The following is a 23,359-nucleotide window of genomic DNA, read 5'->3' on the forward strand; positions in this document are numbered from 1 at the left end:
GAGCGCGTTATGAACTTCAATCTGACCGAAGAGCAGCAGATGCTGCAGGATTCCCTGCGCCGCTTCCTGGCTAATGAATACGGCTTCGACAAGCGCGGGAAAATCATCGAATCCGGCAAGGGTCTGGACCGCACGACCTGGAACGCCTTCGCCGAAATGGGCCTGCTGGGCTTTACCTTCCCCGAGGACTACGAGGGTCTGGGCGGTAACGCCATCGACACCATGCTGGTGATGGACTGCTTCGGCAGGGCGCTGGTGGTCGAGCCCTATCTGGCGACCGTGGTGCTGGGCGGCGGGCTGATCCGCGATGCTGGTTCCGAGGCGCAAAAGGCGGACATCCTGCCGAAGATCGCCGCCGGTGAGCACTTGCTGGCCTTCGCACACAGCGAGCCGGGCGCCCGCTACAATCTGGCCTACGTGAAAACAACGGCGCAGAAAGACGGCGACAGCTACGTTCTCAGTGGCCGCAAGACCGCGGTCATTCACGGCGCGCAGGCGGATCAGCTGATCGTCTCCGCCCGTACTGACTCAAAGTCCGGCGACGCCGAAGGCCTCTCGCTGTTCCTGGTCGACCGCGAAGTCTCGGGTGTGAGTGTGCAGGACTTCGCCACCCACGACGGCCATCGCACTGCAGAGATCCACTTCGACAATGTGCGGGTCGGAGCCGACGCATTGATCGGTGAAGCCGGTCAGGCGGGCCCGGTGATCGAGAAGACCGTCGATCTGGGCATTGCCGCACTCTGCGCCGAAGCGGTGGGTGCCATGGAAGCACTGAACGAGACTACACTAGAGTACGTTAAAACCCGAAAACAGTTCGGCATACCCATCGGCAAGTTCCAGGTGCTGCAGCATCGTATGGCGGATATGTTCATCGCCGCCGAGCAGGCCAAATCCATGGCGATCCTGGCCGCCAGCGAGGCGGATTCGGATGACCGCAACAAGCGGCGCGAGGCCATCTCCATGGCCAAGACCCTGGTGGGCCAGTCCGCCCGCGACGTGGGCCAGCAGGCCGTTCAGCTGCACGGCGGTATGGGCGTGACCGAAGAAATGTTCGCCGCCCACCTGTTCAAGCGCCTGACCCTGATCAACCTGCTGTTCGGCGACGCCGACCACCATCTGGCCCAGGTCAGCGACGGGCTGCTTAAGAGCGCCTAAAACAAGACAAGGAGCGACAGCATGAGCGTAAAACAACTTCTCGACCTGACCGGCAAGGTGGCGCTGATCACCGGCGGTTCCCGCGGACTGGGCCTGCAAATGGCCGAGGCCCTGGGCGAAATGGGCGCCAAGGTGGCCCTCACCGCCCGCAAGCAGCACGAACTGGATGAGGCGGAAAAGCACCTGAAGGCTCAGGGCGTCGATGTCCTAACTTTGGCGGCGGACATGTCCGACCTGGAAAGCATTCCCGCCGTTGTGGACAAAATCGTCGAAGGCCTGGGCGATATCGATATTCTGGTCAACAACGCCGGTACCACCTGGGGCGCGCCCGCCGAAGACTACCCGGCGGAAGGCTGGATGAAGGTGATGAACCTCAACGTCAACGCGGTGTTCTTCCTCACCCAGACCGTGGCCAACACGTGCTTTATCCCGCGCAAGGCCGGCAAGGTGATCAACATCGCCTCCATCGCCGGCCTGTCAGGCAACCCGGAAGCCATGAAAACCATCGCCTACAACACCAGCAAGGGTGCGGTGGTGAACTTCACCCGGGCGCTGGCCGCCGAATGGGGCCATCACAACATCAACGTGAATGCCCTGTGCCCGGGCTTCTTCCCGTCCAAAATGTCCCAGGGGCTGCTCGACGCCCAGGGCGACACCATGCTGGAGCGGATACCGCTGAACCGGTTTGGCGGGGATGAGGATCTGAAAGGCGCGGCGGTGTTGCTGGCCTCGGAAGCCGGACGGCATATTACCGGGCAGTGTCTGGCGGTGGACGGGGGGACGTTGGTCTCGTGAGTTGAAAAGGCTCCCCCGCAATATGTAGCGGATGCTTCAGCTTCCGAGCGGGCCGCAGGCTCGCCGATAACCCGGGGGCCCTGGCGGGCCCTCCGAAGCTGAAGCATCGGCTACATTTTCCGACACCTCGACGCCATGGAAGACACGTTACCGCTGACAAGGCAGTCGGGCGGCACCGATACGTGTTTAACCGTCCCAATGCGACTCCGGAACCCGCTGCACATGAAAATGTGCCAGCAGGCGGATTGTCGGCCGAATCAGGAACTGGAAACTGCCGATAATAAACAGCCAGATGGCCGCTGTTTCCAGGGACGGGTATAGAAACAACACACTGCCAACAAAGAACCATATCGCAATCATGAAATCGTTGAGGATGCTCAGGATTTCATAGCGGCGGCGAATAACCAGCTGTTCATGGCCGATGGTCAGGGTTAGCGGATTGTCCGTAGTGTCCTCTTGTTTCATTCTGCAAAGCTCCTGAGTGCAATGTGGCGTCACTGCCATTCTATGGAACCCGCGAACAAGTTGTCGAAACAAGGATGATCATGGTCTTGCTTCAGGCTCGGTTGCGGGCGAGCATGATCTACCTGCTGATGCGCCTCATGGGCACCCTGATAAATTGGCCTCATCCGGCGAGTAAATAATGGCCTGAGCACTGAAAGAGGAGGTCCTACTTCATATCAGCGCACGGTACGACGACGGTGCATGCCCGTGGCTGTACCTCCTCGCGTGTCCTGAGGCCTCAGGCCGGCATTGGCTCCCCCGCAACCGCCCGCAACGCCGCAGACGTTTCGCACCGATACTGCTCCGCATCGAACCGGCTTGTCTGCTGCCGGAACGCCCAGGTAAAGCTCGGCCAAAGCGCAGTGTTCTTGCCGTGTTCGTTGACGTACCAGCTGTTGCAGCCAGTCTCCCACACCGAACCGCCGGACTTGAACTGGAGCATGGCGTTGTATTTCACCTGCGGCTGCTCCTTCACTTCCACCGCGTCCCAGCTTTCCTGCTTCATCCGCGCCAGGGCATCCATCACGTACTGAATTTGGGACTCGATCATGTAGACCATCGAGCTGTGACCCAGCCCGGTGTTGGGGCCGACCAGCATGAAGAAGTTGGGGAAGCCGTGGACGGTGGTGCCCTTGTAGGCCTCGGCGCCCTCTTTCCAGGCGTCCAGCAGATCCTGCCCGTCGCGCCCGAAGATCATCCCCGGCGCGATCGGCTCCTGGGCCTTGAAACCGGTGCCGAAGATAATGGCGTCCACTTCCCGCTCCACGCCGTTCTTATCCATAACGCCCTTGGCGGTGACTTCCCGGATGCCGTCGGTGCGCACGTCCACATGCTCCTGGGCCAGGGCCGGGTAATAGTTGTTGGACAGCAGGATGCGCTTGCAGCCGATGGTGTAGTCCGGCGTGACTTTCTTGCGCAGTTTCTTGTCCGGGATCTGGCGGCGGATATGCCGGCGGGCCTCCAGTTCGGCGACCTTCATCAGCCGCGGATTGAGTGCCAGGGCCAGCACCCGGGCTTCCAGTTGCCAGTAGATGGAGTTGCGCAGGGCTGACTGCGCCGCCGGCATCCGGCGGAACAGCGCCTTTTCCCAGCCTTTCATCTCACGGTCCGGCTTGGGCATGACCCACGGCGGGGTACGCTGATACAGATCGACGCGGGCGGCCTGCTTCGCCACCTCAGGCACGAACTGGATAGCGCTGGCGCCGGTGCCGATCACGGCGATCCGCTTGCCTTTCAGGTCGTAGCGGTGGTCCCAGTCCTGGGAATGGAACATCTTGCCCCTGAACGTATCCAGCCCCTTGATCTTCGGGTACGACGGCGTACTCAGGCCGCCCATGCCGGACACCAGCACGTTGGCGTACATTGTCTCGAATTTCGGCAGTTCGGGATCGTCGATGTCCAGGGCGTCGCCGGGCTTGAGCCCCTTCTTCTGCATGTAGGCCCACAAAGCCGGACTATCGGCCGTCGCCAGCGTCCACAGGTTGCGCTGCTCATCATAGTGGGCGGCGGCCAGGTGGGTATTGAAGCGGATATGCGGCATCAGCCCGTACTTCTCGGCGCAGTGGCGCAGGTAGTCGAGAATCTCCGACTGCTGGGCGTACATGCGCGACCAGTTGGGATTCTGTTCGAACGAAAAGGAGTAAAGCGGCGACTGAACGTCGCAGGCACAGCCGGGATAATGGTTGTCGCGCCAGGTGCCGCCCACCTCGTTGCCCTGCTCGAGGATCACGAAGTCCTCATAGCCGGCTTCCTTCAGCTTGATCGCCATGCCCAGCCCGGCAAAACCGGTGCCGATAATCGCGATAGGCGTGTTCTTGCTCATAGCCATCCACCTCGTTGCCACCTCCGCTTGCGGAGGCCCATTGTTGTTCGAGTGATTCATGTAGACACTTGTCTACGTCGGTATACAGACGTATACATCAACAAGTAGACGCCTGTATACTTTCGCTGTTCAATAAATCGTCGTTTTGGCCCACACAGACAAGAAGGCGTCCTGATGAGCGTGATGACCGGAGGCAAACTGAAGCTGGTACAGGCGGCCCTGCGCCTGACCACGCAGAGTCGCAGCCTGACGTCGCTGGGTCTAAGGGAACTGGCCCGGGAAGCGGGATTGAATCCGAACACCTTCTACCGGCATTTTCGCAATCTCGACGAGTTCGGTTTACAGGTGCTGGGCTATATCGCCGAGGAAATGAAAGCGGGCGTCCGTGAGTTGCGTCGCATGGCGGAAAGCTCGGACCAGGCCTCACACGATACCGTGGCGTTCGTCTACAGCTACTTTCTCAGCAACCCGGCCGCGACCACCGTGGCGGTGCGTGAACTGCACGGACCTTCCGCCATTCTACGCCGCGCCCTGGAAGCCCAGCTGAACGCCAGCGCCCGGGAAATGGCGGAAGACATCATCGAGCGGGAGTTGGTCAGCGGGCTGGACGAGGCGACGATCCACGAGATTTCGCATATGACCATCCGCTACATCCTGTTCCGGGCCATGGACTATATCGAGAAGGCGGATCAGCGCGAACGGATCCAGTTGGAAACCGAGCGGTTCATCAACCGCCAGTTTCGGGGGGCGTTGGTGGAGCACCTGTCTCCAGAGGAGATTGCCGAACGGGTCAGTAAGCACTGACCCGCCGGCGGGCTGCCGGCCTTACTCGCCGGTGGTGTTATAGACGTAGGAATCGACGGTGCCGTCCGCATTGAAGCGCACCACCAGGTCTGTGGTCTCGGCATCGCTGAAGGCGGACCAGCGGTACTTGCCGTAGGTCCAGGTGCGTTTGCCGTCTTCCAGACCGGTACGCCAGGGCTCGCCAAACATTTCCTGGATCTCGGCGCGGGTGGTCTGATCGATCCTGATCTCGTCCACGTTGTGGGTGGCAAAGTCCTGACCCACTGTCGCGCAGCCTGCCACCAGTACCGCAGCCGTCAGAACACCGGCACCCAACAGCGATTTCATGCCTTGCATAACAACATCTCCGGGGGTTGATTTGCCTCCATCATACCGCTTCACCTGCCGCTTTCGATTACGGACCCGTAACGCCCCGGGGTCGCCGCGCAGGGCGCAAGAAGATCCGATGTCCGAAAAAGAAAAGCGCCAGACCGGCGAGAATCAGCCCGCTACCCAAAGCCAGTGCCGCCGAGATAATTTCCCCGTTGAGCCACTGCCCCAGGTACAGGGCAAACACGGGGGTAATCAGCGTTACCAGCGCCACCGTGCTGGCCGAGAGATGCCGCAGCACGTGGTAGTAGCTGACGAACCCCAGCAACGAACCGAATAGTGCGAGATACACAATCGCCCAGGGCGACGCCGACGACCAGTCGACTGACGGAACCGACCCATCCAGCACAAGCCAGGTGACCGCGAAAAACGGCTGGCTCAGCAGCAAGGTGCCAACCGTCTGCGCCAATGGATGCGCCGGCGACGCTGTTTTCTTGACCATGACCGCGCTATAGCTGAACAGCGCAACCGCCACCAGAATCAGTAACACGCCGGGAACAATGTCCCGACCGATTGCCACATCATCCAGAAAGATCGCCCCCAAACCGGCCAACGCAACGACACAGGCTATCCAGCGATAAACCGGCAGTGGTGGCTCATTCAGCAGCCATTGCGCGAGTAATGCCGACAACAAAGGCGAGAGCCCAAAAAGCACTGAGATAAGGCCTGACGGTACGGTCTGCGCCGCCACATAACTCAGGCTCAGCGCGCCATAAACACCGAGCAGCGCATAGCCGTATGCCCGCAGATGCGGCCCGCGCCAGGACAGCGGAATGCGCAACGCCCGCAGCAGCAGCCAACCCAGCACCGCGGCAATGGCCATACGGGACCACGCGGCCATGATGGGATGGATGGTTTCGCCACTCCAGACGATGCCGAGCGGCGTGGTGGACCAGACAAGAACGACGATCAGGTAAGCTGCCGGGACGTGCATGGGGTTCCTTCTCCAGTGGGCTCCGTAGAAAAAATCCCCTAAAACCCAACACCTCCGCCCCAACGAAAAAGACCGCAGGGCAAGAAGCGCTGCGGTCTTTGGGAGATTCGATTCTGATTCAGCAGTCGGCGTCTCCAGCCCCAGCGCATGACACACGGGCCCACAGGACCACGCGCATTAGGCGCGCCAGTCGGCGGGCGTCGGTCATTGCTGGAAGGCGGGTTGGCATCGAAGACTATTCCGGTTGGGAACGGTTGCTGAAACAGAAATCAAGCATGCCCGGCGGAGATAGAGGTGTCAACGCGAGATATTCACTGTTGCGGGCCGGTTTGGCTTCCTCCCTTGTATTTCGGCCTGGAAGCCAGCCTTGAACGCACTAACTCTTTGTTAACTGCCGCAGCCGCTCATAAAGCCGCTCGGCTTCCGAATTTCCGAGATCCATCGCCCGCTTTGCGTCTAACTTGGCTGCGTCAAAATCCTGCAAATGGTAGTAGGTGCCGGAACGTTCAAGGTAAGCGCGATCATCGTTTGGTTTCAGTGCGAGGTAGCTCTCCCAATAATCCAATATGTCCCGGGTTCTACCCTGTATGAACAAGGCATGGTCGGCCAGCTGGTAGTAGCGGAACTCGGTGGGGCTCATTCTGATAGCCCGATCCAAAATCACTTTCGCCTGTTCTGGCTGCCTGTCTTCTATCAGCTTCTTCGCCTGCCTGAACAGAGACTCTGCGCTTCCGGCGTCGCTTGCCCCTGCGTCCACGGGGGGAATATCGGACCTCTTCGCATACGACATCAACTTCACACGAAACTTGTTGATCCACTTGTCTTCGGGTTTGAGTTCATAGGCACGCTGGATATCAATGAGCGATTCATCGTAACGCTTGACCGCAGCAAACGACTTGGCGCGCCAGTAGTAATAATCTCCATCCTCTTTATCCTGTTTAATAGCGGCGTTGAAATCCGCCAGCGCTTTCTCATGATCGTCCTCGCGCGCATAGATCTTGCCTCTCATAAAGTAACTACGCGGGCGTCCGCCGTTTTCGATTGCAATTGAGAGAAACTCACTGGCTTTTGCGTATTCTTTGTTGATATACGCCATGCGTCCGGCTTCGTAGTAGGCGTAGGACAGCAACCGATGAAGTCGGGGATTAATATCGGCGTAGTGCTGCGCACTGGTCGCGAAGCCGACCATGGAAAGGGGTGAGCCTCCCCATTTGGGGTCCAGCGTTTCGATATAGTATTTCCGTGCCAGGTAGGTCGCGGGGTAGCGTGTCGTCGCTTGCTCCAGCGTGTAGAGCGCGCCCTTGTAGTTGCCGCCTGATTTGGCGATATTGATTCGAACACAGTAGGCCCAGAGAGTATCGGCTTCCAGGTCTAACGCCCGGGTCAGATCAGCCTGCGCCCGGTCCATGAACGCCCTCATCTGATCGATGTATTCCTGAGGGGTCTTGTCAATGTATGCGCCTCCACGGGCCTCCCATCCGCGATAAACCAGATAGGTTGCCCGTGCGAGATACCCTTGATACTGCTGCGGATATTGTGAAACCCAGCGGTCAAAGAGTACTTCCCAGGCAGGATCGTCCTGTCGGAATACTTGGTATACCTCCCGAAGGTGGGATTCGTTGCCGATATCCTTCTTGACGGCTTGCAAGCTGTCGGCCAGCACACGATTTAGCTGGTCGAATTTACCACTCTCAAAGAGTTTTCGTACCCGCAGGACTTCGCTTGCACTTGGATGGCTATAACTCGTCTGAGCTTTTGGAGCCGAAGCGCCTGGACGATTGCTCTGTACAGTTGAGACTGTTGAACTAGCAGCTGACGCCTTCTTTGATGCTTCTACGTTCTGCTTCTGTTGACCAGCCGGAGGCTTGTCGCTGAAGTGCGTCCGCCCATCCTTATCAACCCATTTGTAGAACTCCGCCTGAACCCCAAATGAGACAGACAGGCAAAGGAATACGATTAACCTGAATGTCTCGGACACTGTCGCTCCTTGCTTGATAATTGTAACTATGATTCGGTTTATCTTTCATTTCTTCAAACGCTTTCACTAGATTTAAACCAAACTCTAAAATCTTTATTTAACGCTAAAATTACAATCAAAATCAAACCTAAAATGGAAAGAAATACAAAACCAGGGAGATGTAAAGATTTTCCTTGATCATCTAAAAAAGGATATATACACCATGAATTCATTAACCATCCAAAATATAGAATAAAAAATCCTCGCCCTTTCTTATCGACCAAAAGATGCAATCCCAAAAAATATACAAAAACTCCAGGCGCAAAAGATAAATAGGCCGTGTTTGAATTGATATTATATTCACTACTCAATAGCTCGAGTGGAACCCCAAGAACTGGGCTAACAAGCATGATAAATCCAACCAAATAAGCAGCCCTTAAGACTTCCGGCAACCTGAAAAATATGTTAACAAACTGGTCACCGTGCAGACATCGTGGAACCATGTAAACCGCCTAACTCCCAACCGGTTTAAAGGACACTCAAAATTAATAATTAGGTTAATTTACCGAGACATGTCCAGTTCGCGAATATATCTTCTTATAGTCCATAGAATATATATTAGGATTAAATTTATAAAGATTGAAAAACCCAAGAAGAACAACCAAAGCATCATATTTTTGGACAAAACAACCTGGACATACGAAACAACTTCCGCGGAGGCCCGCTCGGAAATAAAGCCCAAAAAATTATCAAAAAATATATTTTCTGAAACATAGATCATACCGGCACCAAAAACAACCAAAATTATAAGCAAGCCTGCCGCAGGCCATACTCTTAGCTTTTGTAGTTTTAGATAAAGTTTTTCGCTTTCAGGAGTCGTCATAATAAACAGAACCTATTTCGCAATTGGTTTAATTGGGGCATGAAGCGCCTTCACCATCGCTATTATTAAACCCTCCATTAAGCTCTTTCAGGTTCTTCATGCTCTCCTCTATCTGCTTCATATCCTCACCATTTTTTATATTGTCAATCATTTCTACGGGCTTGGTAGCCCAGTCCCATATTGTCAGGCCTCCAGCAACTGCAGATAGTCCGAGTCCCACTGCAGCTGCGATAGGGTTACCCGTTGCAATACCAATTCCAATCAGACCGCCCCCGGTGGCACCTATTACTGCCGCAGTCGGTCCTACCCAGTTAGGCGCCAATCCAAATGGATCAACGAAGTTGATGGGGTTGCCAAGCACATAGCCATAAAGGTTTGTGTCTCCACCTGTAAAACTGATCGGATCCCGTGCTGTCCAACGCCCCGTACTAGGAAGATAGTCTCGATACCCGAACCTAATCAGCCCGGTATCGACATCTTTGATTCCACCACCAAACCCGAACGGAATCGTTAAACTCGGCTGGCTATCCGCAATCACATTGCCATAAGCATCGTACTCAATCGCTTTGATCACCTGACCCGCACTGTCGGCAATGATGCGTGGACTGCCCAACTGGTCGCTCAGCACGAAGTAGATCTCACCATTCTCGGTAAAACTGGTTGGGGTATGACCCAGCGTATACTCAAACCGCTGCTTAAGATTCCCTTCCCCATCATACGTAGCCAGCAGCGTCGTTTTGTCCTGCCAAAGGTAGTGTTCAACCACCTCACCATTTTTTAGCTTGGCAACCCGGTTACCCATCGCATTATGACGATACTCAATGACATGCTCCGGCGTTTCGACGCGCTTCAGCCGCCCTTGGCTACTGTACTCATAGGTCGTGACCTCATTGCCTTCCGGCGTTGACGTCGTTTTCTTGCTTAACCGACCGTTGGCATCGTACTCGTAGGTACTGTCGCCCGCGCCCTCCAGTTGATCGCCAAGATTGAAGCTGGCGCTTTGGGCCGAGATGCCTATTTCCAGACTTGTAGCCAGGGTGCGGTTACCGTTGGCGTCGTATTGATAGGTTTCGACCTGTTGGTCGTTCTTGTACACACCCGTCAAACGGTAATTGTCGTCATACTCGTAGCGGTACTCGATTTCCGCACCAGAGGGGAGCGTCTCGGTCTTGCCGATGATCTGGCCCACGCTGTTATGTTCAAGCTCGTAGCTGTAGGTCGCGTTCCCACCCACGGTGTTGGTTACCGCTGCCATTTCGCCATATGCGTTGTACACCAAGCTCTGGTCGAACACGCCGTCGCTGACGTTTGTGGGCAAGCCATGGTCCTGATGGCGCGTTATGGCAAAGCCATTGATGCCTGTCAGGAGGCCATCGGCATCATAACTGAGGTTCGTCTGGCCACCGGCATAGCTCAGGCTGCTAACCCGGAAGTCGGCGTTGTAGTCATACAGGATGCTTTCGTTGAGCTCGCCTTGGTAGCGGGCTTCCTTAAGCAAGGTCCCGTCCCAGGTGTAATTCAGCGATTCGCTTCCTTCGGAGACCTGACTGAGTTGGTCGCCATGATGGTAGGTGTAGAGAATGGCCCCCTCTGGCGTGTCTGTGCGACTCAGGCGATCACCGATGTAGCTATGCTCGATGCGCTGGCCGGATGGCAGTTCGATGGCCGTCAGTCGCCGATCCCGGTCGTACTCATACTGAGTGACCTCATCGAGCGGTGTACTTTCTTCAACGACCTTATCGATGCCGTTGAATTCGTAATCCCCTTAAATACTCAAACGAAGACGGGCCATGTTCTAAAACGCTTAAGTAATCCGCGCAAGGGGACGTTACTCACTTTCCCATTTGAATACTTTGACATGGTGAACCAATTCGGCGCCTTGATTCTGTTTATCACTGGACAGCTCATCACCACCCCAATCTTCCGTCATCAAATGTATATGATCAATTTCACTATGAGCGGCTAGCTTTAAGAGTTGCGAGACCAAGTCATTCAATCCGTTTGCATCTGCATGTATCTCAAGTTGTTCTGCTTCACTGTCCCATTCAAACGTCAACATAGAGCCTCTATCATTCAATTAGCCGGTCGCCCAAGGGGAGCTTCTTCTTGGGCAAAGCCGAGCTTGATGGTCGATGGACATCTACATGAGGCAGCTCTGTTCCTTTTTTATATTTTCCGCCTTTGTCGATGTAGTACTTTCTTCCAGTACGGGGGTTAATATAACTTCCCTTTCCCGTAGCAGGGTCAGGCCCTTTTAGTTCGAATCCTTTGTCGCGGAGCATCTTATCGATTTGCTGAGGAGTTTTTCCTTTGAATGGATTGCCACCTAACCCCTTTTCCGTAACCTTACTAAGCTTTCCGATCTTATCAAGCAGTCCGCCACCAACCGCGCCCATTGCCGCCGCAGCAGCTACTTGCCCTCCGTCGACACAACTCCAGGACTTACCCTCCACAATCATCTGCCAGGCCAAATCAGCACCCGCACCCACGATTGCGCCGACGATCCACGCAATTTCACCGGTTGGATCGACAAAGTTAACAGGATCGTTCGCCACGTATCCGTAAAGGTTCGTATCCCCACCCGCAAAACCAATCGGGTCCCGTGCCGTCCAGCGGCCTGTTTCTGCATCGTAGTCTCGAGACCCGAACCGGATCAGCCCAGTATCGCTATCTTTCAAGCCCCCCGCAAAACCAAAGGGAATCGTGATATTCGGATTGCTGTCACTGATCACATTGCCGTAAGCATCGTACTCGATGGCTTTGACCACTTGCCCCGCACTATCAGTAATCACCCTTGGACTGCCCAACTGGTCGGTCAACAGGTAATAGGTCTCGCCGTTATCGGTGAAGCTTGTGGGAGCATGACCCAGCGTATATTCGAAACGCTGACTAAGGTTGCCGTCCCCATCGTAGATGGCCAGCAGAGTGGTCTTGTCCTGCCACAGGTAGCGCTCCACCACTTCACCATCCTTGACCTTGGCAACCCGGTTGCCCAGGGCGTTGTGGCGGTATTCGATGGTATGTGCCGGGGTCTGTACCTGTTTGAGACGGCCCTGGCTGTCGTAGTCGTAAGTTGTGACATCCGTGCCGGTGGTTGTCTGGTTCAGACGGCCGTTGGCATCATAGCTGTAACTGGTGTTGCCCTGGCTTTGCAGTTGGTCGCCCAAGTTGTAGCTGGCCGTTGTACCGGACACGCCCCGTTCAGTGCTGGTGACCAGGGTTCGGTTACCGTTGGCGTCGTACTGGTATCGCTCCACCAACTGATTGTTCTTCGTCACCCCGGTCAGGCGGTAGAGATCATCGTACATGTAGCTGTACTCGTTGATCACTCCGCCCGGCAGGGTTTCCGTTTTGCCGACGATTTGGCCAACGCTGTTGTAGGTCAGTTCGTAATCGAAGGCCACAGCCTGATTCAGCTCGGTGCTGACGTCAGTGACTTCGCCGTGGCCGTTGTAGGCAAACGTTTTGTTCAGGGTGCCATCGTCCAGGCTTACCGGTAGGCCATGCTCGGTATGGCGGCTGATGGTGAAGCCGTGGATACCGGTTAGCAAGCCGTCCCGGTCATAGGCCAGGCTGGTGCTGTCGTCGGCATAGGACACCTGGCTGACCTGGAAGTTGGTATCGTGCTCATACTGGATGCCTTCGTTGAGCTCACCCTGATACCAGATTTCCTTCAGCAGGCTGCCATCCCAGGTGTAGGAGAGGGTTTCACTGCCTTCGCTGACCTGGCTGAGCTGGTCGCCGTGATGATAGTCGTAGAGGATTGCCCCTTCCGGCGTGTCAGTCCGAGTCAACCGGTTCTGGGTATAGGTGTGCTCCAGCCGTTCATCGGATGGCAGTTCAATCGCGGTCAGGCGGCGATCACGGTCGTACTCGTATTGGGTAGTTTCACCCAACGGGGTGGTTTCCGAGGTGACCCGGTTAATGCCGTTGAACGTGTTGTCGTGCTTGGCCGGACTTGGCACAACCAGCGTGGTTCGGTTGCCGTTCTCGTCGTACTCACTGAGCGTGGCATGGCCATCCGGGTAGGTGATCTTCGTGACGCGCCCCAGCAGGTCGTACTCGTAAAGCGTTTGTTTGCCATCAGCCGCGGTAATAGCCGTTACCTCACCACGACCTTCGGTGTCGTAGCTGTAGGTTGTGCTCCGGTCGCCCACGGTCTGCTCATCAAGGCGGCCACGCTGGTCGTATTTAAATAAGGTGTCCAGCATTCCCGCCACAGAGATGCTCTGAGTGAGCAAGGTGTCGGGGTCTACCACTTCGGCGACCACCCGGCCTTCGGCGGAAGTCTGGGTCAGGGTGCCGGCCCAGGCGTCCACCTCTGTTGTGCTGACATCACCGTTTACATCGGTGGTGATGTTATAGCGGGTGGTGTCCGCACCATTCTGGCCATACGTCTTCGTCATGGTTGTGGTGCTGGCAAGGCCGCTGGGCTGGGTGACTATGATAACGCTGGGTATTTCCTGCAACGTCTTGGAATCCAACACCTTGTCCACAACTATGGTTACACCGCCATATGAGGTGGTCTGCTGAAGTTGATCCGCCCGCAGAATATCCACCAGGGTGGAACCGTTCTTGTAAGTGGTCTCCTTGCGAACGTCCCCGTTGTCCAGGACCTTGCGCACCGTCTGATATTGATTACCTTCGGCCGTGGTGTAGCCGTATTCGTTGTGCCCAATGCCTAACCTGTTATCGAAGAAGTTCCACTGGCCGCCTTCCGGATCCTGGGTCTGGTAGACACGGCCGTTTCCATTGAATTCATGGGGGTAGCTGTAACCATTGGGATCAACCTTTTCGGTCAACAGGCCGCCAGGCTGGTAGAAGAACTGGTAGTTGCTACCGTCTTCGTAGGTAAGGGCGCTGAGGTTATTCTCCTCATCGACGGTCAGCTCGGTTACCTGGCCATCCGGCGCCACAATCCGCTGGGGCTTGCCTTCCGCATTCCGCTCAATAGATAGGATGTTGCCGAAACGGTCGGCAATTTCGTCGAGCTTACCGGCATCATTGTAAGAAAACCCAACCAGAGTTTTGCCACTGTCGAGATCGATGGTCGCAACGTGCTTGCCTTCGGAGTCAAAGCGGTACGGCATGCGGGCAGAGGACGCGGCGTCGCGTACACAGCGCACATGGTAGGCATCCGTCTTGTTGAATTGCTCGCTATTAAAGCTGGCGCTCTCGATTGCCCACGCCTGATCGTCGTTCTGGAAGTTGGTCGTGGAACTCCAGTAAGGCTTGCGGAAACTGGCATCCGGCGTCCAGTACTCGCCGTCGGGGAAGACCAGTTCGGTCTGGTGCTCGAACACATCGTTGGGGAGCACGTATAGGAGTTCGTTGATATTGGGCAGACGCCAGTCCTCGAAGCCTGCAAAGCTGGACGCTTCGCAATGTTGAATGCTGGATTCCCAATCCAGCTTGAGGCTGGCGTTGTCGGACGCATTCTGGGTCCAGTCGGCCAGGTTGAGGTTGGAGCCTTCAAATTCCGACTCCCAGAAGCGGCGGGTGGAGGCTTGAAATGAGAAACCTGGTCATCCAGTTTCCGCCCTCCATGCAAAACGAAGGAGCTGAAAGTTCCAAGGAAGCCGCTGGTTGAACCCTTAACGACAATCAGACAAACTGTCTCCATATATTAATAAGTGGTGACAACTTGTCTGATTCCGGCGCCTCCCCATCGTTCCGGGCGCAACTCCAAGCCCTTTTCCGCCAGCACGGTGGCCAGCTCCGTATGAGCGAGGCACTGGCACAGGGCATCAGCCGGTACCAGTTCTATCAACTCCGAGATGAAGGGCTGATCGAGCAAGTCAGTCGTGGCCTGTATCGGCTGTCGGATCTCCCACCGATTGAGAATCCCGATCTGGTGGCGGCCGTCACCCGTTTCCCCCATGCCGTGCTCTGTCTGATTTCTGCCCTGGACTGGCACGGCATCACCACGCAGATTCCCCACCAGGTGCACTTGGCGGTCGAGCGCGATGCTCGCCTGCCGGTTCTGGACTATCCCCCGATAACCGGTTACCGGTTCTCCGGGCAAGCCTTCAATAAAGGTATCGAGCAAGTCGAGGTAGATGGCAACACGCTGCAGGTCTATAGCCCGGAGAAAACTCTGGCGGATTGCTTCAAGTTCCGTAACCGCATTGGCATGGACGTAGTGCTGGAGGCCCTGGAGCTTTACCGGACCCGCAGACCCTTTCTGCCAGGCAAGCTGATGGAATGCGCCAGAATCTGCCGGGTTGCCAAAGTGATGGCCCCCTATGTGGAAGCCAAGCTATGAATAGAATAAAGAAGTGAAAGGAGTTCACTGTGGCTAGAAACATCACCGCGTCCGTGCGTCAGAAACTGCTGAATAAATCCCGGGAAGAGAAACGTCCGTTCCAGGAGCTGTTGCAATACTACGCGATGGAGCGATTTCTTTATCGATTGAGCCAATCGCCCCACAACACGTGCTTCACACTCAAGGGCGCTTTGATGCTATGGGCCATGCAGGGGCCGACCAGCCGCCCGACTCGCGACATTGATATGCTGGGCCAGACCAGCAACGAGCCTGGAGCTATTCTCGGTCAGGTTCGTGATGTGGTTGCCACAGAGGTGGTTGATGATGGCCTGCGTTTCGATTCGAGTACCCTGAAAGCAGAAGCCATTACTGAAGACGCGGATTATCAGGGCGTGAGGGTCACCTTTACCGGTCTTCTCGAGAACGCCAAAATCCCTATGCAGCTCGATATCGGTTTCGGCGATCCAATCTTTCCGTTTCCGTCCTGGCATGAGTTCCCGGCCTTGCTGGATTTCCCCACCGCCCGAATCCAGTGCTATACCCCGGAATCGTCCATCGCAGAGAAGTTCCAGGCGATGGTCAAATTGGGCGAGCTGAACAGCCGCATGAAGGATTTCTACGATATCTGGCTGCTTTCGCGCCAACATGACTTTGCCTTGGCGAATCTTTCCGGCGCTGTAGTAAGAACGTTTGAGCGGAGAAACACGAAGGTTCCAGAAAGCAGTCCTTTTTCTGACGCGTTTGTGGACAGTAAGCAGTCACAATGGCAGGCGTTCCGGAAACGCCTTGGCCAGCCTCATGTGCCGGAGGCGTTCGCGCAGGTAGTGGCGGCAGTGACTGAATTTCTTGCACCCGTGATGGCGAATCACGCCGCTGGCGCCCCCGAGCAAATCTGGCACCCACCCGGTCCATGGAGTCGGCAGGCCGATGGCTAGCTTATTTCGGAAGACGACATCGAACAGTCGCTGCTGCATCGCGACCAGCATATCTACGAAATATCGCGCTGAATTCAGTGTTCTATGACCGTATGGTCTTCAAAGAGAAATGCGGCAACGTGTTTGAACTCGTAGTGGAGTTTGCTGCCTCTGGTTGGAAGTGGGTTGCTTGCGGGAACCGCACAAACAACATCACGGAGCCACCCTAGGCTTTGCGAACGGCACCTTAGCACACGACATGCGTGTGTTCGGGGGCCCCCTAATAAGAGCCCCGCATAGAATCGGGTTCGGCTATTAAAAAAGCTTCGCCAACGACTTCTTGGCAAACGGCTCCACTTCACCGATACGGCCTTCTTTCACCTTCACCAGCCACTCCGGGTCCTGCAGTAACGCGCGGCCGACGGCGATCAGCTCGAACTCGTTGTTGTTCATCCGCTCGACCAGTTCGTCGATGCCGGACTGCTCCACCGCTTCTTTCTTGCTGGCGAAGGTGCCGCTGATGAAGTCTTCGGTGAGGCCGACGCTGCCGACGGACATGGTGGGCTTGCCTGAAAGCTTCTGGGTCCAGCCGGCCAGGTTGAGGTCGGAGCCTTCGAATTCCGGCTCCCAGAAGCGGCGGGTAGAGGCATGGAAGATGTCGACACCCGCCTCGACCAGCGGCTTGAGGAACTGCTCAAGCTCTTCCGGCGTCTTGGCCAGCTTGGCGTCGTAGTCCTGCATCTTCCATTGGGAAAACCGCAGCATGATGGGGAAATCCGGGCCCACACGGTGGCGCACGGCTTCGATAATCTCGATGGCGAAACGCTGACGGTTGGCCATGCTGCCGCCGTATTCGTCATCACGCTGGTTGGTGCCTTCCCAGAAGAACTGATCGATGATGTAGCCGTGGGCGCCGTGAATCTCGACGCCGTCAAAGCCCAGCGCCTTGGCGTCCTGGGCGGCGTCCGCAAACGCATTGACCACATCGGCGATGTCTTCCTTGGTCATGGCCTTGCCGTTGGGTTTGTCCGGCGCGTACAAACCGGACGGGCTGTAGCCAGGTACCTTGGGGTCCGGCTCCATGCCTTCACGGCGTACTGCGCCGACATGCCAAAGTTGCGGGAAAATAGCGCCGCCGGCGGCATGTACCGCATCGACCACAGTCTTCCAGCCCGCCAGGGCTTCGGTGCCGTGGAAGAACGGGACGTTTTCATATCCATTCGCTGCCGGGTGGTTGACCGTGGTGCCCTCGGTGATCAGCAGCCCCACACCCCCTTCCGCGCGGCGACGGTAGTAGTCGACCACCTTCTCACCCGGTACGTTGCCTGGTGAGAAGTTGCGGGTCATCGGCGCCATGGCGACGCGGTTACGCAGGGTGAGGTCGTTGATCTCAAACGGTTCAAAAAGCGGGCCCAGATTCATGGACATGGAACAGGTCTCCAGGAAAGATCGACAGTCGGCAGATCACCGGCTAAATTTGGTTTCATAATGAAACTCTATTTAATCTGGTTTTAAAATGCAACCCTATTCGATAGACTCGAACCATGGCTAGAAAACGTTTTGACGATTCCACATGTTCCGTCGCCCGGGCCCTGAACGAGGTCGGGGACTGGTGGTCGCTGCTGATCGTACTGCAGGCGATGTACGGCACCCGCCGTTTCGTCGATTTCCAGCAGGAGCTGGGGATTGCCCGCAATATCCTCTGCGATCGCTTGGCGCGATTGGTGGACAATGAGGTGTTGCGCAAAGAGGACGTGGGCGAGCACGGTTCCCGCCATGAATATCGCTTGACGGAAAAAGGCCGGGATCTGTTCCCGGTGGTAATCGCCCTGCGCCAGTGGGGGGATAAATGGAATCCGTCTCCGGACCAGGCACCGCTGGACCTGCGCGATCGCGAAACCGGCCAGCCCATCCAGCCAATGACGGTACAGAGTGCCGGCGGCAAGCCGCTGACCATCCGCGATGTCTTCATGCCGCATCTTGAGGGCAAGGCTCCGTCGAAAACCAAAGTTGGCTAGAGTTGGCTAGTGAAGCATTTCTCAGACGTGCGCGGGATGTTGGTGCTTTAGTCTCGAGGACGCAGACCGTCTGCCTGAAGCTTATTGAAGGCAGGCGTTTAAACGAAGAAAGCCGGGACGATGCCCGGCTTTCTTGCTACTGGTGCGGCAGACGCTCAGTCCTGCCGACGCGCCTGTCCACCTTGGCGATTGCCCGATGAACGTGCGTCCTGACTGCGTCCACGGCCCTGGGCGTTACCACCCGGCCGGCCTTGGCGGCCATTGTTGCCGTTCCGGCCACCGTTACCCCGGCCCCGGTTTTGATCCGGCTTGGCCTTGGCGGTAATCGCCACACTCGGCTCGTAGCCGGTGATGACTTCCCGCGGCAGCTCCTTCTTGATCAGTTTTTCGATCCCCACCAGCAGCTTGCCTTCATCAGCGCTGACCAGGGATACCGCATGGCCGCTTTCGCCCGCCCGTCCGGTGCGGCCGATACGGTGCACGTAATCTTCCGGTACGTTGGGCAGTTCGAAATTCACCACCTGCGGCAACTGTTTGATATCCAGGCCGCGGGCCGCGATATCGGTGGCTACCAGCACGCGGATCTCGCCGCCTTTGAAGTCGGCCAGCGCCCGGGTACGGGCATTCTGGGATTTATTGCCATGGATCGCGGCAGCGGTGATGCCGTCTTTTTCCAGCTTTTGGCTCAGGCGATTGGCACCGTGCTTGGTGCGGGTAAATACCAGCACCTGCTGCCAGTCGTTGTCTGAAACCAGTTGGCTCAGCAGCGCCGACTTGCGGTTTTGGTCCACCGGGTGGATGGTCTGCTTGATGGCTTCAACCGTGGTGTTGCGCGGCGCGACTTCCACCAGCACCGGGCTATCCAGCAGGCCTTCCGCCAGCTTACGGATATCCGGCGAGAAGGTGGCCGAGAACATCAGATTCTGGCGTTGCTTCGGCAACAGGGCCAGGATCTTGCGGATATCGCGAATGAAGCCCATATCCAGCATGCGATCCGCTTCGTCCAGCACCAGCATATCCAGGCCGTCGAAGTTGACCATGCCCTGCTGGTGCAGATCCAGCAATCGGCCCGGGGTGGCGACCAGTACGTCCACGCCCTGACGCAGGGTGCGGATCTGCGGGTTGATTTTTACGCCGCCGAAGACGACGGCGGAACGGACTGACTGGTGGCGGCCATACAGGGCCACACTTTCACCCACTTGGGCGGCCAATTCACGGGTGGGCGCAAGGATCAGTGCCCGTACGCCCTTGCCGCGGCGCGGCAGTTCTGACAGCCGCTGTAATAGGGGTAACGTGAAGCCAGCTGTCTTGCCGGTACCGGTCTGGGCAGCCGCCATAACGTCCTTGCCGGACAATACGGCGGGAATAGCCTGGGCCTGGATCGGCGACGGGGTCTCGTAACCTCTTTCTTTAGTGGCACGGACGAGCGATTCGGACAGGCCGAGAGACTCAAAACTCATAGATAAACTCTCTTGTGATACCCGTCCAGCACGTCGAATACGCTGCGGATATCATGAAAAAAACGACTGCAGGCGCGCGAAAAATTTGGCGGCGCCGCCCTCTGAAAGGTCGTATGAAGTGGGGTCGCCGCGTGAAAAGCGGCATCCTTCGAGGTAGGAACGGAATGCAGAATAACAGACACACGCCGGTAAAACGATCATTGTTCGCTGTGGATAACCGCTATGTCCCGAATCGCTCCAGTTATTAAAACGGGATTAGCGCTGGGCTGTCGCCAGCACACCACCAAAGAATAGGAAGGTCGTCCCGGCCGTGCGGTTCATGATCCGGCCACCCCGCTCCGACACCAACCAACGCCGGGCACGTTTGGCGAACAGGGCGTACACGAGATGGACGGCAACGACGATGCCGGCATAAGTCAGCGACAGCGCCGCGAACTGCACGCCGTAATCCGCCGTTGAATCGATGAACTGGGGAAAAATCGAGAGAAAGAACAGCACCACCTTGGGATTGGTAAGCTGAATGGCGATGCCTTCGGCAAAGCGGTTGCGAAAGCGGTCCGCCGCGGTATCCGTCGCGACTGAAAGGTTTAACGACGGCGCACGCCAGAGTCTGATCCCCAGGTAGACCAGATAAGCGGCGCCCACAAACTTGAGTACGGTAAAGGCTTTCGCGGACGTCGCGAGCAGTACGCCCAGGCTGGTGGCGGATATAACGGCCACCACCAGAGCGCCACAGGCAACCCCGAGGATACCGCCCAACGTACCGCGCCGGCCCGAACGCAGGGCGTTGGATAAGGTCATCACGACACCGGGACCGGGGCTAAGCACCGTCGCTGTCGCCATTAATAGAAAGAGCAGGTAGAGCTGCACCCGACACTCCAGTCAGCAGAAACTCGCCAGCATTGCTTGAGGACGACGGCAAAGCCGGGCGACACTTAATGGGGTATAAACCCGCACGCTATCGTGGGACACGACCTCAACGACAAGGACATGGAAGCATGAAAACGTGGCTCGAGGAAGTAAAGCTGACGGGCGACACCGTTAGTTTGGTGCCCCTTTCCTCCGATCACCGGGACGCCCTGGTCGAAGCCTCCTCCGATGGACGGCTCTGGGAACTCTGGTTTACCGGCGCGCCTTCAGCGGAGACCGTTGACAGCTATATCGAAAGTGCATTGGCCGACAAGGTCAGAGGCGTTGCCCTGCCTTTCGTGGTTTTTGAGAACCGGACAGGGCGCATCATCGGCTCCACCCGCTACTGCCATGCCGAACCCGAGCACCGCCGGCTGGAGATCGGCTACACCTGGTATGCCCAGCGTTTCCAGCGCACCACGGTGAATACCGAATGCAAGCAACTGCTACTCACGCACGCCTTCGAAACCCTCCGAACCGTCGCTGTGGAATTCCGCACTCATTGGCATAACGAGGCCTCCCGCCGCGCCATTGCCCGACTCGGGGCCAAGCAGGACGGCGTACTGCGCAATCACCGGATCGAGCCGGATGGCGCCTATCGCGACACTGTCGTGTTTTCGATCATCGAGCATGAATGGCCGACCGTGAAGAAGTCCCTTGCCTTCAAGTTGGCCCGGTTGCGGGAAAGAGCTAATGGCGGCTAGCGTTACTGATTGGACGAACGCCAAGGAAAGACTGAAAATAGGCGGACATTCCTGTTACGGAGCTATATCTCATGGGCATTAAGCCCTGTTCCTTTTTTTTGGCCGTGCTGGTCGGCTTTGCCACCACACCGATCAACGCTGATATCGTCAAGCCCTTCTCGACCATGTCCGGCCTCGACGATGGCTGGTCGGCGCTGGATTTTCCCCGGGTCGACCGCCACACCCGCTATACCCTGATTACCGAGGACGAGACGCAAGTCGTCCAGGCCGATACCGATAACAGCGCATCAGGCCGTATTGCCCGGATATCCATCGAGCCCGGCGAGAAAATGCTCCTGCGCTGGCGCTGGAAAGTCAGCAGCGTCTATGAAAACGGCGATGCCCGGCAAAAGAACGGTGACGATTACCCTGCCCGTATATACGTGGCCTTCGCCTTCCAGCCGGAAAAGGCGGGTCTGCTGGAAAGGGCCAAACGCAAGGCGGTGGAGGTTTTTTACGGCAACGAGCTACCGGGCAATGCCCTGAATTACATCTGGGCCAATCGTCTGCCGTTGGGCGCCATGGTGCCCAACCCCTATACCGACGAAACCCGTATGATCGCCGTCACCAGTGGCGGCGAGAAAGCTGGAGAATGGGTTACGGTTGAACGGGATATCGTCTCTGACTATCGCACGGCCTTCGGCGAACCGCCGCCAACGATTATCGGGATCGGCATCATGACGGATTCCGATAACACCGGCGAGTCGGCAACGGCCTGGTACGGCGATATAGAACTGATCCGAATAGAGCCGTCCCAGAAGGCCGCCGGGGACGCATCCTGAGCGCATAGGTCTACTCGCCCAGTCCCTTGACTCCGGAACCCACGGCTCTTACGTCAGCGGTATCCCTGACCGGCAAATCGGGGAACCCCGGCAGCCTGGCATTCATCGCTGGCTCTGGCTCGAACGGCAGCTCATCGCGTGCCTGCAATCGCTGGTAGGCGGCATCGAAGTCGGCCTGAAATTGTCGCGCGTGCTCGTCTTTCAGGGAAAAGAGCCAGGTTGCTACAGTTTCAAGAAGGAAGGACTGGCGGAGGTCAGCCATCGGCTCCGTCCGGCCAAGCGCCTCTATGGGTTCGCGGTAGTCGATCAAATAATCGCCGCGCGCCAAGCGCAACATATCGACGGCGGACTCATGGGTTGCGGAATAGCTCAGGCGGGTACCCGATTGCTGGTTCAGATAGCTCGCCAGACCGCCGTACGTGTATCCGGAAACCAAAATCAGAGGACGGTTGCGCAGGTCATCGAACTGCCTGACAGGCGGGGTACCTTTAAGATGCCAGGCGCTTAGCTCGATCCGCAACGGTATGGATTCGCTGACAAGTACATGGTCCTGGAGCGTTGGAATGTAAGTGAGGCCGGGCCAAACGTCGATGCGGCCTTCGCGCAGATAAAGATAGAGCCGGCTGGGCGGCAAATAGATGAATTCGGTCCGGTAGCCTGCCTCCGCGGCAACCCTGCGGGTTAGCTCGATAAAACTTCCGGCAGCGTTGCCTTGCGCGTCCTGAAATTCGTAGGGAGGAAATTCCACGTAGCCAATGCGCAATGTGGGCCGCTGGGACCAGGCGGTCGCGGAATAAAGGCAGATCAACACCACCAGAAGGCCTTTACAACGGAACAGCGCCCGCTGCATAAAACTGCCACAATCCTTTGCCACTCAAATACTCCCGGCTCTGAATCGAGCCCTGTCCGAATCCATTCATCCGTATCCATTTACCGATGAGACGATTATCGCAAGGGCTTCACGTTCAGCCAACGAATAATTAACGAGTGCCCCTTAACAGATAAGCTGGATGCCCCACGAATGATTGCGTTACCGATGCCAGCA

General features: G+C 56.9%; 21 protein-coding genes. 8 read left to right on the forward strand and 13 right to left on the reverse strand.

What is annotated here, in order from left to right; all coding sequences use genetic code 11:
- The first annotated feature begins 9 nt into the window (after positions 1–9).
- Both FXO11_RS19945 and FXO11_RS19950 read left to right on the forward strand, forming a co-directional pair.
- Positions 10–1,155 carry an acyl-CoA dehydrogenase family protein gene (locus FXO11_RS19945; protein WP_148864681.1) on the forward strand — a complete coding sequence of 382 codons (1,146 nt, stop codon included), beginning with the start codon at positions 10–12 and terminating at the stop codon, positions 1,153–1,155.
- Positions 1,156–1,176: 21 nt separating this feature from the next.
- Positions 1,177–1,950: an SDR family oxidoreductase gene (locus FXO11_RS19950; protein WP_148864682.1), complete on the forward strand. Its 774-nt coding sequence runs from the start codon at positions 1,177–1,179 to the stop codon at positions 1,948–1,950.
- A 186-nt stretch (positions 1,951–2,136) separates the two neighbouring features.
- Here FXO11_RS19950 and FXO11_RS19955 read toward each other — a convergent pair whose 3' ends face one another.
- Together FXO11_RS19955 and FXO11_RS19960 are read right to left on the reverse strand one after the other, a co-directional pair.
- Complete coding sequence (locus FXO11_RS19955; RefSeq protein WP_148864683.1) at positions 2,137–2,415, reverse strand: YrhK family protein; 279 nt, start codon at positions 2,413–2,415, stop codon at positions 2,137–2,139.
- 277 nt (positions 2,416–2,692) lie between these two features.
- The gene (locus FXO11_RS19960; RefSeq protein ID WP_148864684.1) at positions 2,693–4,276 is read right to left on the reverse strand and encodes a flavin-containing monooxygenase; all 1,584 of its coding nucleotides are present in this window, start codon (positions 4,274–4,276) and stop codon (positions 2,693–2,695) included.
- A gap of 174 nt (positions 4,277–4,450) precedes the next feature.
- Between FXO11_RS19960 and FXO11_RS19965 the strand changes: the two genes are divergently transcribed.
- A complete protein-coding gene (locus tag FXO11_RS19965; RefSeq protein ID WP_148864685.1) occupies positions 4,451–5,080 on the forward strand; it encodes a TetR family transcriptional regulator in 630 nt (209 codons plus the stop codon).
- A 21-nt stretch (positions 5,081–5,101) separates the two neighbouring features.
- Here the strand turns inward: FXO11_RS19965 and bamE are convergent, their stop codons facing one another.
- The 7 genes from bamE to FXO11_RS20000 form a co-directional block, all read right to left on the reverse strand.
- Positions 5,102–5,416 (reverse strand): outer membrane protein assembly factor BamE domain-containing protein, encoded by a 315-nt coding sequence (bamE, locus tag FXO11_RS19970; protein ID WP_148864686.1) that lies wholly within the window; start codon positions 5,414–5,416, stop codon positions 5,102–5,104.
- Between the two features lie 58 nt (positions 5,417–5,474).
- On the reverse strand, positions 5,475–6,383 hold the full coding sequence (locus tag FXO11_RS19975) for a DMT family transporter (protein WP_148864687.1): 909 nt from the start codon (positions 6,381–6,383) through the stop codon (positions 5,475–5,477).
- A 376-nt stretch (positions 6,384–6,759) separates the two neighbouring features.
- The gene (locus FXO11_RS19980) at positions 6,760–8,361 is read right to left on the reverse strand and encodes a DUF4124 domain-containing protein (RefSeq protein ID WP_148864688.1); all 1,602 of its coding nucleotides are present in this window, start codon (positions 8,359–8,361) and stop codon (positions 6,760–6,762) included.
- Between the two features lie 53 nt (positions 8,362–8,414).
- A complete protein-coding gene (locus tag FXO11_RS19985; protein WP_148864689.1) occupies positions 8,415–8,843 on the reverse strand; it encodes a hypothetical protein in 429 nt (142 codons plus the stop codon).
- Between the two features lie 408 nt (positions 8,844–9,251).
- On the reverse strand, positions 9,252–10,721 hold the full coding sequence (locus FXO11_RS19990) for an RHS repeat domain-containing protein (RefSeq protein WP_148864690.1): 1,470 nt from the start codon (positions 10,719–10,721) through the stop codon (positions 9,252–9,254).
- A 330-nt stretch (positions 10,722–11,051) separates the two neighbouring features.
- Positions 11,052–11,282: an Imm32 family immunity protein gene (locus FXO11_RS20685; protein WP_148864691.1), complete on the reverse strand. Its 231-nt coding sequence runs from the start codon at positions 11,280–11,282 to the stop codon at positions 11,052–11,054.
- Between the two features lie 10 nt (positions 11,283–11,292).
- Positions 11,293–14,679: an RHS repeat-associated core domain-containing protein gene (locus FXO11_RS20000; protein ID WP_227546174.1), complete on the reverse strand. Its 3,387-nt coding sequence runs from the start codon at positions 14,677–14,679 to the stop codon at positions 11,293–11,295.
- Positions 14,680–14,867: 188 nt separating this feature from the next.
- Here FXO11_RS20000 and FXO11_RS20005 point away from each other — a divergent pair, with 188 nt between their 5' ends.
- Complete coding sequence (locus FXO11_RS20005; RefSeq protein WP_227545986.1) at positions 14,868–15,488, forward strand: type IV toxin-antitoxin system AbiEi family antitoxin domain-containing protein; 621 nt, start codon at positions 14,868–14,870, stop codon at positions 15,486–15,488.
- Between the two features lie 29 nt (positions 15,489–15,517).
- Positions 15,518–16,423, forward strand: a complete 906-nt coding sequence (locus FXO11_RS20010) for a nucleotidyl transferase AbiEii/AbiGii toxin family protein (protein WP_148864693.1) — start codon at positions 15,518–15,520, stop codon at positions 16,421–16,423.
- Between the two features lie 294 nt (positions 16,424–16,717).
- Here the strand turns inward: FXO11_RS20010 and FXO11_RS20015 are convergent, their stop codons facing one another.
- Positions 16,718–17,830, reverse strand: a complete 1,113-nt coding sequence (locus tag FXO11_RS20015; RefSeq protein ID WP_148864694.1) for an NADH:flavin oxidoreductase — start codon at positions 17,828–17,830, stop codon at positions 16,718–16,720.
- A gap of 116 nt (positions 17,831–17,946) precedes the next feature.
- Here FXO11_RS20015 and FXO11_RS20020 point away from each other — a divergent pair, with 116 nt between their 5' ends.
- Positions 17,947–18,420: a winged helix-turn-helix transcriptional regulator gene (locus FXO11_RS20020; RefSeq protein ID WP_148864695.1), complete on the forward strand. Its 474-nt coding sequence runs from the start codon at positions 17,947–17,949 to the stop codon at positions 18,418–18,420.
- 155 nt (positions 18,421–18,575) lie between these two features.
- On the opposite strand, the gene FXO11_RS20025 is transcribed toward FXO11_RS20020, so the two are convergent.
- Positions 18,576–19,880, reverse strand: a complete 1,305-nt coding sequence (locus tag FXO11_RS20025; RefSeq protein ID WP_148864696.1) for a DEAD/DEAH box helicase — start codon at positions 19,878–19,880, stop codon at positions 18,576–18,578.
- Positions 19,881–20,135: 255 nt separating this feature from the next.
- A complete protein-coding gene (locus FXO11_RS20030; protein WP_148864697.1) occupies positions 20,136–20,750 on the reverse strand; it encodes a LysE family translocator in 615 nt (204 codons plus the stop codon).
- Positions 20,751–20,878: 128 nt separating this feature from the next.
- Here FXO11_RS20030 and FXO11_RS20035 point away from each other — a divergent pair, with 128 nt between their 5' ends.
- Both FXO11_RS20035 and FXO11_RS20040 read left to right on the forward strand, forming a co-directional pair.
- On the forward strand, positions 20,879–21,493 hold the full coding sequence (locus FXO11_RS20035; protein WP_148864698.1) for a GNAT family N-acetyltransferase: 615 nt from the start codon (positions 20,879–20,881) through the stop codon (positions 21,491–21,493).
- Between the two features lie 71 nt (positions 21,494–21,564).
- Entirely contained in the window at positions 21,565–22,314 is a 750-nt protein-coding gene (locus FXO11_RS20040) for a DUF3047 domain-containing protein (protein ID WP_148864699.1), read from the forward strand.
- A gap of 10 nt (positions 22,315–22,324) precedes the next feature.
- Here FXO11_RS20040 and FXO11_RS20045 read toward each other — a convergent pair whose 3' ends face one another.
- Entirely contained in the window at positions 22,325–23,188 is an 864-nt protein-coding gene (locus FXO11_RS20045; RefSeq protein ID WP_148864700.1) for a substrate-binding periplasmic protein, read from the reverse strand.
- Positions 23,189–23,359 lie beyond the last annotated feature (171 nt).

The organism is Marinobacter fonticola, from assembly GCF_008122265.1.
Classification (GTDB): domain Bacteria; phylum Pseudomonadota; class Gammaproteobacteria; order Pseudomonadales; family Oleiphilaceae; genus Marinobacter_A; species Marinobacter_A fonticola.